We start from the raw sequence: 13533 nt of genomic DNA, 5'->3' as shown, positions 1-13533 counted from the left end.
TGACGATATTTATCTTAAACTGACTTTTATAAACCTTTAATATTTGTAATCTGATATGAAAATCCGGTTGTCATTTTTAATAATTATGCTTTTACATCCATTGGTTTATGGGCAAAATAAAGCGAAGAATATAGTACTGATCTCGCTGGACGGTTATCGCTGGCAGGAAATATTTCAAGGTGCTGATTCGATTTTAATTTTTGACAAGAAATATCGAAAGCAGGACTCTACGGCACTGTTCAGCAAATATTGGGCAAAGTCTATTGAGGAGCGGCGAAAAAAACTGATGCCCTTTTTTTGGAATACAATAGCTCAGAAAGGCCAGTTATATGGTAATCGTGCGATGGGTAATCTGGTCAATGTCAAAAATAAATTCTGGTTTTCTTATCCCGGACGCAGTGAAACACTATGCGGATATTACGACCCGCAGATAAACAGCAATAGTTATCCTAATAATCCCAATGAAAATGTCCTGGAATTTTTAAACAAACAAAAAGGATTTGAAGGGAAAGTTGTAACATTTGCTTCCTGGGACGCGGTTTCCCGCATTGTAAATCGCGACAGAAATAAAATGCTTGTAAATATTCCCGGCGAGAAAGTAGTGAGTGCTGATCTTACCGAGGCGCAGAAACTGGCAAATGAACAGCAGTTTTTTCTGCCTGAATCCTTTGGCCCGGAAATTCGCTTTGATGTACATACCTATGCCATGACGAAATCTTACATTTTAGCAAATCATCCTCGGGTCGTGCATATTGATTTTGCAGATCCTGACAATTTCGGTCATGCCGGGCAGTATGATTCTTTTTTAGATGCCGGCCATTATCTGGATGCGATGATCGGTAACCTTTGGAGCGTCATGCAGCACGATCCATTTTATAAGGACAATACGGTTTTTATGATCTACCCTGACCACGGTCGCGGTGTCGGTTCTCACTGGACAGGTCATGGCACTTCGGCGCCGCATTCAAATGAGACGTGGCTCGCAGTGATCGGTTCTGGTATAATATCCAAAGGTGAGATGAAGGAAACTGGTCAGATTTATCAGGATCAGGTTGCACAAACGGCAGCGCAGTTGCTTGGATTTACATTTTCTGCGAATCATCCTGTTGCTGAACCTGTGAAAACAATTGTAAAATAATCCATTCTGATAATAAACTGAAATGCTATGCAGAAGCGTCGCCAATTTATGAAGAATCTGGGTGTTACGACTGCCGGTGTATTGGCGGCCCGGAATATTTTTGCCATACCCAAAAATCCGCAAGCTAAAAAAAGGCTTAAAATTGGCGTTATTTCTGATTTGCACCACATGCAGTTTGGACAGGATGAGGTAGCCCGGTTACGCGGCTTTATGGATGAGGTGATAAAAGCCGAACCGGATTTTATCATTCAGTGCGGAGATTTTTGCAGACCGCAGAAGTCTGACGGGATTATGGCAGAGTGGAATCGTTTCAAAGGTTTGAAATATCATGTCCTTGGAAATCACGACATGGATGTCTGCAGCAAAGAAACGATTATGAAGTTCTGGGATATGCCTGAGCGATATTATTCATTTGATCTTGAAGGATATCACTTCGTGGTGATGGACAGGAATTTTCTCAAAAAGGACGACGGAACAATAGCCGATTATAACAATTCGAATTGGGGGCCGCTGCCTTCTCCAAAACGAAGCTTTATCGACCAGGAGCAACTTGACTGGCTTAAATCTGATCTTGAGGCAGCAAAATTTCCGGTCATAGTTTTTATGCATCAGCCCGTATTTTTAAGTGACTATTTCGACGAACTCGGTAACGCAGATGAGATTCTCAAAATTTTTGATCAGGCTAATTTTGCTGCAAAAAAACAAGGTAAAACGTCCGGAGTTACAGCCGTATTTATGGGTCATGATCATGACGACCGGTATGGCGTAAGAAATGGAGTACACTATTTTATCGTCAACAGCGCTACATATGTATACAGCGATAAAGCTCACTTTTACACGGATCCACTTTTTGCTTTCATCACGCTGGATCCGTCTGGCAAATTGGTCATGGAAGGTCGAAGTACGACCTATCGACCGGAGGTGCCCGAAATGATCCAGTCGAGATTCCCTTCAAGGATAACCGACCGGAAGCTGGATTTATAAGCTGGGCTATTTTCCCTTTTTCATGGTTAACCTGAATTCAACTATGGATTCAGGATATTTCATGGGAATCCGGTAATTTCGGGTATGGAAAAATCAGATATACCACGTTTGGAATTGGCGTCGTTTGCAGAGGTTAACTACAAAGTGCCGTTTCTCGACGTGCAGCATTATCCGTTGGATGCCAACTATTTTATTATAAAAAACAGGGAAAATCATCCGGTTGTCGATTATATTTCTCCAAACCGGAGACAGTTTTTCAAGATATTTCATATGACCGCAGGAACGGGCGTATTAACCGTTGGACTACATCAGTATGAGCTCTGCCCGGGTGATATTGCATTTTTACATCCCGATGAAATAATGTCGTGGCAAACAACTTCTGAGAAGACAGGTGGTCATTTCTGCCTGATTCATCCGAAGTATTTTGAACACGATGGCGACCATGTTCTTCAGTTATTAAGAAATTTTCCTTACTTCAAAGCTTCAAAAGCGGTGATCCGGTTAACGGAAAGTCAGTCTTCTGCGGTTAATCAGTCATTCGAAGCCATTGTAAGAGAAGAGCATGCCGGCAATGATGATAAAAAGCAGGCGATATCACTGCACTTGCAAATGATACTTTTAGAAGCGCAGCGTGCAGGGAAAAACCTGGCTGATCAGACTGTGCCCGAAAATTACGGATATATTTACGGTTTTTTGTCTTTGCTCGAATCGGCTTTTCAGGTCAGGAGACAGGATGATGCCATAAAACTAAAGACAGCCGGAGAATTTGCGGAGCAGCTTCACGTGCATCCTAATTACCTGAATACGCTTGTAAAAGAGCATACCGGAAAAACACTGCGGGAACATATTCAGGAGCGTTTACTTTATGAAGCTAAGGCATTATTGATCCAGACCGACTGGGATATCAGTAATATCAGTTATGGTCTGGGTTTTTCGGGACACGCGGCCTTTACGTCGTTTTTCAAAAAGAAGGAGAATATTTCGCCGTCAATATTCAGAAAGAATGCCATTGCCAATCTAAATCGTTGAAACTCGCAAGTATCCCTGTGATCTGAAGAAGTGCTTGTTCCCTGGATGGAAGTTCCTTTGTAACACCAAATTTAAACATACAAAGAAATGGAAAGTCAGCGCAAAACATGGTTCATTACAGGAGGTTCACAAGGAATTGGTCTTTTATTGGCTCAGCAGCTTTTAGCGGACGGCAATAATGTTGCTGTCACAGGACGCAACCTTGAAAGCCTGAAAACTGCGATCGGTTATGATTCGGATAAATTTTTGCCTTTACAAGTTGACCTGGTTGACGAAGTAAGCGTTGGAGCAGCCGTTGATGCGGCCATAGAGAAATTTAAATCTATTGATGTGTTGGTAAACAATGCCGGATATGGTTTGATCGGTGGCATCGAAGAAACATCGGCAAAAGAAGCAAAGGGAATATTTGACATTAATGTTTTCGGATTGCTGAATGTAACGCGCGCGGTTTTACCCCATATGCGTGCAGCGAATGCTGGTCATATCTTTAATTTATCAACTGTTTTTGGATTGATCGCTGGCGCGGGGTGGGGACTTTATTGTGGGTCCAAATTCGCCGTGGAAGGCCTCTCCGAAGCTTTGGCACAGGAGGTCAAACCTTTCGGAATTCATGTCACGATTATCGAGCCGGGTTATGTGCGAACCAATTTCCTCCAAAGCGGTTCGATTGCTCACCCGGAAAAACCGATCGAAGCCTACACGGCAATCCAGGAAGAGAAACGCAAACATTCCGAGGAAGTGCCCGGCACACAGATCGGTGACCCGCAAAAAGTGGCAGAAGTTATCATCGCTGTTTCAAATGCCGTGGAGCCGCCTCTTCGCCTGCTACTGGGATCTGACGCACTGCAATTTGCCAATTATAAAATACAAATGTTGCAGGAAGGAATTGAAGCGAACAAAACAATAACGCTTTCGACCGATTTCAGGTAATTAAGGTTCTCAAAACAAAAACGGATCCCGGGTTTATAAATTCCTGGATCCGTTTTTGTTGATCAGAAACTCACATTCGAAACGTGCCTCGTTAAGGAGAATATTAAAAATATATTTTTTCAGCCTCTTCCGGATATAAATCAATAATCAGGTCACTTTGCCAAAACTCTTTTGTGTCGACGTTCATAGCTGTTAGTTTGCCGTTTTTTTTCACTCCGGTATCCATATCCCATAGGTTTGCGGCATGGATAGGTTCCTGGCTGCCAAATTTTAAGGTGGGAGTATGGCCGATAAAAATTTCCTTGAATAAACAAAGCCTGACGGGGAAGTTGTCGGTGTTTACTTGCTTTAAATCCTTGAAAATCAAAGCTGTTTCCAGTAAAGTTCTGTCGTTGAAAAGATAATCTTCATGCAGTTCTTTTGCTGGTCCTTGTTGTGAGGTGAAACCTGCGTGAACGAACAGGTTCTGCTGATTATCTACATAAAAACTCTGAAATTTTCGAAAAAAATCGCGATGTCTTTTCTTTTCGTCTTCACTATATGAACCGTAACTTCGCAGCGTCGACTGCCCGTCATTATTTAGCCATGTAGGATCGGCATGTCCTGTTTCCAGCCACTCCTGTAACCAGACATCATGGTTGCCTTTCAGGAAAATACATGAAAATCTGGTATCGAGTTCTATCAAATAATCGATGGTCTGCGCGGATTCGGGCAAACCATCAACATAATCTCCAAGAAAAATAAGCCGGCTTTTTTCGTCCGGCTTTATATATTTTATAATCTGATGCAAAGCCTTTAGAGCTCCGTGGATGTCGCCAATAACGAATGTTTCCTGCGCCATGATAACCCGTTTAGAATTTGGTTTTCTGTCAATTTCATAATACCGGATAAAACTTTTGTTCCAGCAATAAAACTATTAATGTTTCCCCGGTTTAGGAAAAACCTGGTGCGTTTTTGCCCATAAGTGCCAGGATTCAGAAAGTTGTTTTACTTTTTCGGGATATTGGGCAGCAAGGTCCGTTGTTTCCGATTTATCTGCAGCCAGGTCATACAGATGCCATGTTGAATCGGAGGCAAGAGAAACGAGTTTCCAATTACCTTTCCTTGCGTAACGTGCTCCAAAATGCTCGTTAAATAATACGCGGTCTTTGTCTTCACCTTTCCCTGTAAAAGAAGAAATCAAGCTGACCCCGGTTGTTGGTGTAATGTTTTTTCCTTTAAAAGCCGATGGATACCTGGCACCGGCCAATTCGCAAAAAGTACTCATGAAATCCATCACATGTCCGACCTGATCGCTGAATCCACCTTTTTTAACAGTGATACCCTTGGGCCAGAAGGCGATCATGGGTGTATTTATTCCGCCTTCATAAGATTCTGCTTTCCAGTATTGATAAGGCGTATTAGCTACGTGCGCCCATCGCGGACCGATCGAGGAATAAGTTGTCTGAGGTCCTGGAATAGCTTGCTTTTCAGTTGCGTAAATAATTTTTCTACCGTCGCGCGTTTCACTGGGACGGTCAAATCCGGTTCCGTAATTGGCACAATTTTCAGCGCTGGCGCCGTTATCCGACAAAAACAAAATCAATGTATTTTCCAGCTGACCGGTTTCTTTCAAGGCGTTAATAATCCGGCCAATGCCCTGATCCATTGCATCGATCATCGCTGCATGCACGGCCATAGCAGTAGCATCCCATTCCCGGGTTGGGTTATTCTCCCATTTTAGCGCGTCTTTCGGAGCTTGAGATAGTTTTGTTTTTGACGGGTCGATCAGTCCTGATTTTACCATCCGCTTATATCTTGCTTCGCCGATGGCATCCCATCCTGCTTTATAGGTGTCTTTATATTTTGCAATATCTCCAGGTTTTGCCTGTAAGGGCCAGTGCGGCGCATTTTCTGCTACATAAATAAAAAACGGCTTCTCTGATTTTGAGAATTCTTTTATATAGGAAACGGTCGTATCGTTAATGGCATCTGTGTGGTAGTAATCCTCCGGAACATTTTTCACAGGTTCGGTTCCATTAACCAAACTAAATGGATCGAAAAAATCTACAACGCCCCAGATCGTGCCGAAATATTTTTCGAAACCGCGATGCGTTGGATATTGACCAACCGGAGAAAAGGCACCAAAATCCTTCTGATGATTTAGCCATGCCAACTGTTCTTTGGGATCTTTCTGGCCGAAGGTATTGGAAACGTGCCACTTACCTGACATCGCGGTGTGGTAGCCAGCCGTTTTTAATACCTCGGCAATTGTTACGGCGTTATCGGAAATATGTCCCTGATAACCAGCCTCTCCTTCAGCCTCGGTCATTTTTCCAATTCCTGCCTGTTGATTGTAAAGTCCGGTTAACAAAGCCGCACGGGTAGGGCAGCATCTCGATGTGTTGTAAAACTGGCGGTATCGTATACCGTTCTGTGCCAGATAATCGATGTTTGGGGTATTGATTTCTCCACCGTAACAGCCAATGTCTGAATAGCCCAAATCGTCGGCCATGATGACGATGATATTAGGGCGTTGTTTTTCGGTCGCGTTACTGAGGCGAACAGAATTTTGACTTTTCCAGGCCAAAAGCCCTGTTAAGGTTGCGCAAATTATGACTGTACCTATAAACAGCTTCATTTTATTCATACATGATTTTCGTTAGCAGAGACTAAGATATTCTGAAACAGTGTTAATAGAGGAGGATTTTAAGAAATAAATTTGGGAAGCGTATTATTACAATGCAAAACTTTACATTAAGCCTGACCTGAAAAGTGCTTTATGATATGAGTATCTTAGAATTTGATTTTGAAAAATTGAACAGATTATGACGAAAGAACTGAATGTCGGTATAGTAGGTTATAAATTTATGGGTCGCGCGCACAGTAACGCCTGGCTCAAAGCACCCCTTTTTTTTGATCTTCCAGCGAAACCTGTTTTGAAAACAGCCTGTGGCAGGCAAGAAAAATCCTTGAAGGAATTTGCCGAGAAATGGGGCTGGGAAAATATTGAAACCGACTGGAAGAAACTGGTTAGCAGTCCCGATATAGACATTGTCGATATTGCTTTGCCGCAAAATCTTCACTACGAAATTGCGTTGGCTGCTGCAAAGGAAGGCAAGCATATTTTTTGTGAAAAGCCGCTTTCAATGAACCGCAAGCAGGCAGAAGAAATGCTTAGAGTTTGTGAAGATCATAAAGTTAAACACTATTTAAACCATAATTATAGAAGAACACCATCGGTCGCATTTGCGAAGAAAATGATTGACGACGGAAAAGTAGGACGGATTTTTCACTGGCGTTGTGCATATCAGCAAGATTGGATCGTCGATCCAGATTTTCCTTTGACCTGGCAATTGAGAAAAGAGACTGCACAGGCTGGCCCTCAGTGGGATCTGAATTCTCATGCAGTGGATCTGGCGCATTATCTTGTAGGCGACATTTCCACAGTGTCTTGTCTGACTACGAATTTTATAAAAGAACGACCGTTGGCTGATGAAACAACCTCTGGAAACCTGAGTGCCGCAACTTTGGGAGATCAGCGCGGAGAGGTGACTGTCGAGGATGCCGCTTTAATGATGGTCCAGTTTAAAAACGGTGCTATCGGGTCTTTCGAGGCGACACGTTTTGCGACGGGTCGAAAAAATGGATTACGGTTTGAGATCTACGGAAGTAAAGGAAGTATTCTTTTTGACATGGAAAGAATGAATGAGTTGCAATATTATTCTCTTGCTGACGAAGAGGGAACACAGGGTTTTCGCCTGATCCAGACGACTGAGACTGTCCATCCGTACGCTGGGCATTGGTGGCCGGCGGGGCATATCATTGGATACGAGCATGCCTTTGTCCACGCTGTCGCTGATTTTGTCAGTGCGATAAATAATGACACAATCATAGAACCAAATTTCTACGACGGCTTAAAAATTATAGAAGTACTGGAGGCAGGAATTGAATCAGCCGGGCTGAAGAAACAAGTCGTGTTATGAAAAAAATTACCTCCTGTATTTTTGTCCTCGTTTTCCTGTTGTCAGGTCTTGTTTCGAACGCGCAAAAAGTATCAGAAACAAATAATATTTATGCGAGAAAAAATCTGATTGCCTGGTGTATTGTTCCTTATGATATCAAAAACAGAGGTCCGGTTGAGCGCGCTGAAATGCTTAATAAGCTGGGCTTTAAGATGTTGGCCTACGACTGGCGGGAAAAACATATTCCGGAGTTTGATGCCGAGCTGGATGCCTTGAAAAAACATAATATTAAACTTCAGGCTTTCTGGTATCATACGGGAGCTAATCCTGAATCTGACAAAAACCTGCCGATTATTCTGAATGTCTTGAAACGTCATGGCGTTAAAACACAAATTTGGCTTATGGTGAGCGGAATCAAGGATTTGGATAAGATGACGCAGGAGGAAAAAGTCATTGCCATCGCAAAGCCTGTACAATATGTTGCTGAAAAAGCCGAAGAAATCGGATGCACTGTCGGGCTTTATAATCATGGAGGCTGGTATGGTATGCCGGAAAATCAACTAGAAGTGATCCGCTATTTAAAAAAGCCAAACATTGGAATTGTATATAATTTCCATCATGCCGAGGGAGATATAGACCGGTTCCCTAAATTTTATCCGGAGATATTACCACATTTATTCGCAGTCAACTTGATGGGTCTGAAAAAAGGTAATCCTGTTAAAGTAGTGCCGCTCGGAGAGGGCGATGCTGAGGCTGAGATGATTAGTATAGTAAGGAAAAGTAAATACCGCGGTCCGATTGGGATAATAAATGAAGACACTGCACCGGATGCAGAAGTGGGGCTTACGATGAATGTGGATGGCTTAAAAAGGATACTAAAAGCACAGGCAGATCAGGCTGCTTTGCAGACTTACGATAATTAGTAAAGTCAGCAGTAGGCAGCGTTCTGTTGTAGTTCGATATTTTAGCTCACCATCTTTGTCGCAAAGTGACCTTTCAATGTCGTATTTACACAGTTTTTCACGATCGTAACCGCAATACATTTGTAAAAGATAAGTCAACAAAACCTCAAAATAATTTTTAAATGGAAACCAGAAACACACCCACAATTACCGTACAGTCTTTGATCAATGCTCCAACAAAAAAAGTTTGGGAGTTTTGGACAGAACCTCAGCATATCACACAGTGGACTTTTGCGTCAGACGACTGGCACGCTCCCTACGCAGAAAATGATCTTCGTATTGACGGAAAGTTTAAAACCACCATGGCCGCAAGAGACGGAAGTGTAAGCTTTGATTTTGAAGGTATTTACACAGATGTCCAGACTTATAAATTAATTGAATATGTACTCGGAGACGGCAGAAAGGTGAGTATTTCTTTCGAAAGCGAGGATAATGTCACAAAGGTTACAGAAACATTTGATCCGGAAATGGAAAATTCCATTGAGTTACAACAAAGCGGATGGCAGGCAATTCTTGATAACTTTAAGAAATATACCGAAGCTGCCGTATAGCTGTTACAAAATCTGAAAATTTAATGATACCTGATAGGTTGTTGGCTTAGTCAATGGCCTATTTTTTTGCTTTGTGTACAATTTTTCGTTTTTGGACGCTGCGATTTAAATCACCAAACTCATGGTGCGGACATTTGACTTTGAATTATTTGTTGCTGTTTAGTAAGAACATAAAAATTTGGCAGGATCCTAATCTGTGCGAAATAGTAATGCGTTATTTTAATATCACTCGTTTAACTTCCGTCTTTTTTTCTGAGTCTTTTGTCGGAACTACATACACGTAATAGGTACCTCGGGGGAGCGTCGCCACATCAAACTGAGTTCTCTTGCTCGCGATAATTTTGGCCGTATCACCTGAATTGGAAATGGAGCGAACCAGCGTAGCTTTTTCATTAAAAAGCAAAATCTCTTTCGGCAATTCTATTTCAGCTGTTTCGCTTTCAAAATCAACACTGATAACACTTGTTGCCGGATTTGGGTAAACAATCGCACCGGTATTTGTACACTTCCAGCTATATTCCAGTTTCGAAGAAAGTGGAGTAGAACCGCATGCATTCGTTACGCTGCCTTGTATGAAGTGCGTTGTACCACACATACCACCATTTATTTTCACCTCACTTTCAAAGCCTGATTTCATCATGGTGCCGTCAAGATACCAGTTATAAGTCGAGTGAAGAACTTCTGTCGTATTTACTGCGACAATACCATAAGTATCAACCTCAGTAATGGTTGTAGTAACACTTGGGAGACCGACGTAAACAATTTTCGAAAAAGTTAACGGTGTTCCACATACGTCTATCGTTGCGGTGATTATTGTTTCTCCGGATTCTGCACCGTTTCGTTTCGCTAAACCTGTGTGTTCATTAATTTTAAGAACGCTTTCGTTGCTGCTCGACCATGTTGCAGGCACGCCCATCAGGTTCATTCTGTAAGTAGAAGTGGCAGCACACATTGTAGAATCTCCCAGGACTTCAAATGCATATTCAGAAGTCAATAATGCCTTGCCGTTTGCAGCAATCCAGTCTTTTATTTCGGCTTGTGAGAAATCGGAAAATACCAGCGCCTTTTCCAACCCGCTGCACATTATTGTTTTTGAAGTTGTTCCACAGCCCGATTTTACGTCCGTAGGGTGGGAGGCATTGAAGTTGTGACCAATTTCATGAGCAACAGTAAGATGTTCGTTTGAGGTGCCATAGGTAAGCGAGTAGGCCATACCCGGCGTTTTTCCAATAACTCCTTTATGGGCGATTCCTAATGTAAAGCCTTCCAGGAACTTCGATGTAAATAAATGCGCAACATCTCTTTTTACATCAGTTCTGTTTTTGTTCCAGTAATTAGTAAACTCCATCAATAATTTAGAAGGGTCTGTGGAGGTGTAAGGATCATCTGACGTGGTGTAAACGTGCTGATAGTTGACCATGATACGTATATTGAAAGTACTCATGTAAATACCTGCGACGATGTTCATATCGTTTAAAATGCGTGCATTCGTGTTTTTCCCATTGTTCTTAAAATATTCAAAATCAGCGTCTGTGGCGACTTCGAGAATACGGCACTCACCGTTGAACGTAGCCGAAGTTCTTGCTGTGGCCTGTGCCTTGTTTACAGCCTGACTAATAGGCTCTTCTAGACCGCATTTTCCATCAATGTCTTGTATATCAGATACATTAAAGACCACATAACGATTGTCAGCGTCAGTAGTTTTTGTAATATCCGACAAAGGTTCAATCGCATAATATCCCTGTTTTCCGTCACTGATGATCCCTTTTATCTGATTGTTGTCAATATATAACCGAACAAACTGGGATGGGTCATTATTGGCATAACCCGAATAGGTATTGCAAACTGTGGTCGTTGTATCAACAATTTCTCCGTTTGCAGTGCTCATAACTGACTTATAACCAGCAGTCCTGATTTCTGTTTGCTGAAGTGTCAGATCTAGTGAAAGACTAGTCGTTACTGCTAGTTTTAATTTAGCCTGTAATGGATTTCTCTTGACATAATTGTTAACCGAAGATGACTCCAATTCTAATACATTTAAAACCTTAACCAGTCCGTCAAGCTTCTGAATTTCAGTTTTGGAAAGTTTTGCAGGAGCGTTTAGCTGGGATACAATTTGGGAATGAGCTACCTGAGAAAGGAAGCAGAAAACAAGTAAAAAATTTTTCATAATTCGAGTAAAACTGATAGAGATAAAAGGGATTTTAGAATTCAACAGGTACGTTAAAATTTTTAAAATTTGGGTTTACGTGGGCAGGTAGGTTACCGATTAAAGTTATTCTACAAAGAAGTTTGATTTTTGAACTTTTAGGTGGTTTTGCCTTGCTTGAAACTAAGTAAAAGAAGAAAATCGGATATGCAACCAAAAATTAATACAATTTTCATCAAAATATATACAATTCTACCTGTTTGTAGAATTCCTTATTTCTGGCCTTACAAGTGATTTGGAGGAACGTTGTAAATTCCGCCATAGAAGTAAAATAACGTTATAACTTACTGATTTTAAGTGATTAGTGGTATGTAAATGTGTTAAGGTTATAATTTTATTATGTAACCATTAATATTGTCAGTATAAACTTCAAAATGTCGGTACATTAATTGTTGTGTTAACTATTAAATAATTACGTGCCCGGGTTCGAAATTTCATATTGTTTTTATGAAAATTTAATTATTCCAAGAAAAATGGTGCTATTGAAAACGTGTGTAAAAATTCTTTTAGCCTTTTTATACTGCATAGTTTTGACGTGCTGAAAGTTGATTTAGAAAAATCATAAAATGAATTTTTTACAAAATGATTGCAAATCAGTAATGACATTTCGAAACCAGTTTCAATAATTGTTGAAATATCGACAATAAATTATTCAATTATTTTCATTAAAGTATTGAAAATAAATGCTTTAATTGCTGGTACGGGTTTCTTAGAAAACAGGTGGTTGAATCTTAATATAATCATCTAACTCTTTTCTACACATGACCTCTGCTATGAGTTCATCAGTTCAGTCTGTCGACTATGTAACTGATCCGCATCTTTCAGATGCTGTTAAAGAATTTTTAAGACCGCTAAATGAAGGCGGTCCTCCTCTTGAAAGTTTATCTAAAGAAGATGCGCGTAACGTTCTTGTAGGCGCCCAGGCAGCTTTTCAGGTGGATTATTCAGGAATAGATGAGGATGAAAAAAGAATTACTGCCGATGGATATTCTTTGACATTAAATATTGTTCGTCCCAAAGGAGACGAATCCGTTTTACCCGTGTTTATGTTTATCCATGGCGGCGGCTGGATTTTAGGTGATTATCCTACGCATAGACGGATGGTTCGCGACCTTGTCGTGCTTACAGGATATGCGGGCGTGTTTGTGAATTATACCCGGGCTCCGGAGGCAAAATATCCGCAACCCGTTCATGAAGTTTATGCAGTAGCAAAATTTTTGTCAGAAAACGGAGCAGAAATTAATGTTGACGGAGGAAGACTTGCCATTGTAGGAAACAGTGCGGGAGGTAACCTGTCAACGGCCGCTGCGTTACTGGCAAAAGTCAAAGGTGGTCCCGAGTTTAAAATTCAGGTACTATTCTGGCCAGTCACCAACGCTGATTTTGAAACCGAATCTTATAAACAATTTGGAACGCAGCGTTTTCTTACTTCTTCTCTTATGCAGTGGATGTGGGACCAATACATTGATCCCTCGCAAAGAAGCGAAATTTATGCGTCTCCGCTTCAGGCAACTTTGGAAGATTTGAAAGGATTGCCTCCAACATTAATTCAGGTTGCCGAAAATGATATTTTACGCGATGAAGGAGAGGCTTATGGCCGGAAACTTGGCGAAGCCGGGGTGGTCGTGACCACGGTGCGATACAATGATGTCATCCATGATTTTGGTTTATTGAACGGGCTGGCAGAAATCCCGCAGACGAAAGCCCTGTTTTTGCAAGCGGCGGCAGAACTGAAAAAGTATCTTAAATAGACACACTTTCTGTTTCGAAAATAAAAAAAATATAA

At 41.4% G+C, this 13533-nt stretch carries 11 protein-coding genes; 8 read left to right on the top strand and 3 right to left on the bottom strand.

Annotated features, from left to right (window positions below):
* The first annotated feature begins 55 nt into the window (after positions 1-55).
* From BMY70_RS04105 to BMY70_RS04090, 4 genes are all read left to right on the top strand, one after another.
* Positions 56-1138, top strand: a complete 1083-nt coding sequence (locus BMY70_RS04105; protein ID WP_090332201.1) for an alkaline phosphatase family protein — start codon at positions 56-58, stop codon at positions 1136-1138.
* Between the two features lie 27 nt (positions 1139-1165).
* Positions 1166-2122, top strand: a complete 957-nt coding sequence (locus tag BMY70_RS04100) for a metallophosphoesterase family protein (RefSeq protein WP_090332198.1) — start codon at positions 1166-1168, stop codon at positions 2120-2122.
* Between the two features lie 84 nt (positions 2123-2206).
* Positions 2207-3151, top strand: a complete 945-nt coding sequence (locus tag BMY70_RS04095; RefSeq protein ID WP_090332196.1) for a helix-turn-helix domain-containing protein — start codon at positions 2207-2209, stop codon at positions 3149-3151.
* 87 nt (positions 3152-3238) lie between these two features.
* Positions 3239-4081, top strand: coding sequence for an oxidoreductase (locus BMY70_RS04090; RefSeq protein WP_090332193.1), 843 nt, complete (start codon positions 3239-3241; stop codon positions 4079-4081).
* A gap of 103 nt (positions 4082-4184) precedes the next feature.
* Here BMY70_RS04090 and BMY70_RS04085 read toward each other — a convergent pair whose 3' ends face one another.
* Entirely contained in the window at positions 4185-4922 is a 738-nt protein-coding gene (locus BMY70_RS04085; RefSeq protein WP_090332191.1) for a metallophosphoesterase, read from the bottom strand.
* Between the two features lie 75 nt (positions 4923-4997).
* Entirely contained in the window at positions 4998-6701 is a 1704-nt protein-coding gene (locus tag BMY70_RS04080; RefSeq protein ID WP_229209466.1) for an arylsulfatase, read from the bottom strand.
* 187 nt (positions 6702-6888) lie between these two features.
* Here BMY70_RS04080 and BMY70_RS04075 point away from each other — a divergent pair, with 187 nt between their 5' ends.
* The 3 genes from BMY70_RS04075 to BMY70_RS04065 all read left to right on the top strand — a co-directional run bounded on the left by BMY70_RS04075 (position 6889) and on the right by BMY70_RS04065 (position 9538).
* The gene (locus BMY70_RS04075) at positions 6889-8046 is read left to right on the top strand and encodes a Gfo/Idh/MocA family protein (RefSeq protein ID WP_090332186.1); all 1158 of its coding nucleotides are present in this window, start codon (positions 6889-6891) and stop codon (positions 8044-8046) included.
* Positions 8043-8948 carry a sugar phosphate isomerase/epimerase family protein gene (locus BMY70_RS04070; RefSeq protein ID WP_090332183.1) on the top strand — a complete coding sequence of 302 codons (906 nt, stop codon included), beginning with the start codon at positions 8043-8045 and terminating at the stop codon, positions 8946-8948. Before BMY70_RS04075 ends, BMY70_RS04070 begins: the two co-directional genes overlap by 4 nt.
* Positions 8949-9109: 161 nt before the next feature.
* Positions 9110-9538, top strand: coding sequence for an SRPBCC family protein (locus BMY70_RS04065; protein WP_090332180.1), 429 nt, complete (start codon positions 9110-9112; stop codon positions 9536-9538).
* Positions 9539-9752: 214 nt separating this feature from the next.
* On the opposite strand, the gene BMY70_RS04060 is transcribed toward BMY70_RS04065, so the two are convergent.
* On the bottom strand, positions 9753-11708 hold the full coding sequence (locus BMY70_RS04060) for a M12 family metallo-peptidase (RefSeq protein WP_090332176.1): 1956 nt from the start codon (positions 11706-11708) through the stop codon (positions 9753-9755).
* A gap of 812 nt (positions 11709-12520) precedes the next feature.
* Here BMY70_RS04060 and BMY70_RS04055 point away from each other — a divergent pair.
* Complete coding sequence (locus BMY70_RS04055) at positions 12521-13498, top strand: alpha/beta hydrolase (protein ID WP_090332696.1); 978 nt, start codon at positions 12521-12523, stop codon at positions 13496-13498.
* Positions 13499-13533: the final 35 nt, after the last annotated feature.

It is taken from the genome of Dyadobacter koreensis, from assembly GCF_900108855.1.
Lineage (GTDB): Bacteria > Bacteroidota > Bacteroidia > Cytophagales > Spirosomataceae > Dyadobacter > Dyadobacter koreensis.
This window is presented reverse-complemented; position numbering and strand designations above follow the sequence as displayed.

Coding starts and splice junctions, on each gene's coding strand:
- BMY70_RS04105 (WP_090332201.1), top strand. CDS start 56: ATGAAAATCCGGTTGTCATTTTTAATAATTATGCTTTTACATCCATTG.
- BMY70_RS04100 (WP_090332198.1), top strand. CDS start 1,166: ATGCAGAAGCGTCGCCAATTTATGAAGAATCTGGGTGTTACGACTGCC.
- BMY70_RS04095 (WP_090332196.1), top strand. CDS start 2,207: ATGGAAAAATCAGATATACCACGTTTGGAATTGGCGTCGTTTGCAGAG.
- BMY70_RS04090 (WP_090332193.1), top strand. CDS start 3,239: ATGGAAAGTCAGCGCAAAACATGGTTCATTACAGGAGGTTCACAAGGA.
- BMY70_RS04085 (WP_090332191.1), bottom strand. CDS start 4,922: ATGGCGCAGGAAACATTCGTTATTGGCGACATCCACGGAGCTCTAAAG.
- BMY70_RS04080 (WP_229209466.1), bottom strand. CDS start 6,701: ATGAAGCTGTTTATAGGTACAGTCATAATTTGCGCAACCTTAACAGGG.
- BMY70_RS04075 (WP_090332186.1), top strand. CDS start 6,889: ATGACGAAAGAACTGAATGTCGGTATAGTAGGTTATAAATTTATGGGT.
- BMY70_RS04070 (WP_090332183.1), top strand. CDS start 8,043: ATGAAAAAAATTACCTCCTGTATTTTTGTCCTCGTTTTCCTGTTGTCA.
- BMY70_RS04065 (WP_090332180.1), top strand. CDS start 9,110: ATGGAAACCAGAAACACACCCACAATTACCGTACAGTCTTTGATCAAT.
- BMY70_RS04060 (WP_090332176.1), bottom strand. CDS start 11,708: ATGAAAAATTTTTTACTTGTTTTCTGCTTCCTTTCTCAGGTAGCTCAT.
- BMY70_RS04055 (WP_090332696.1), top strand. CDS start 12,521: ATGAGTTCATCAGTTCAGTCTGTCGACTATGTAACTGATCCGCATCTT.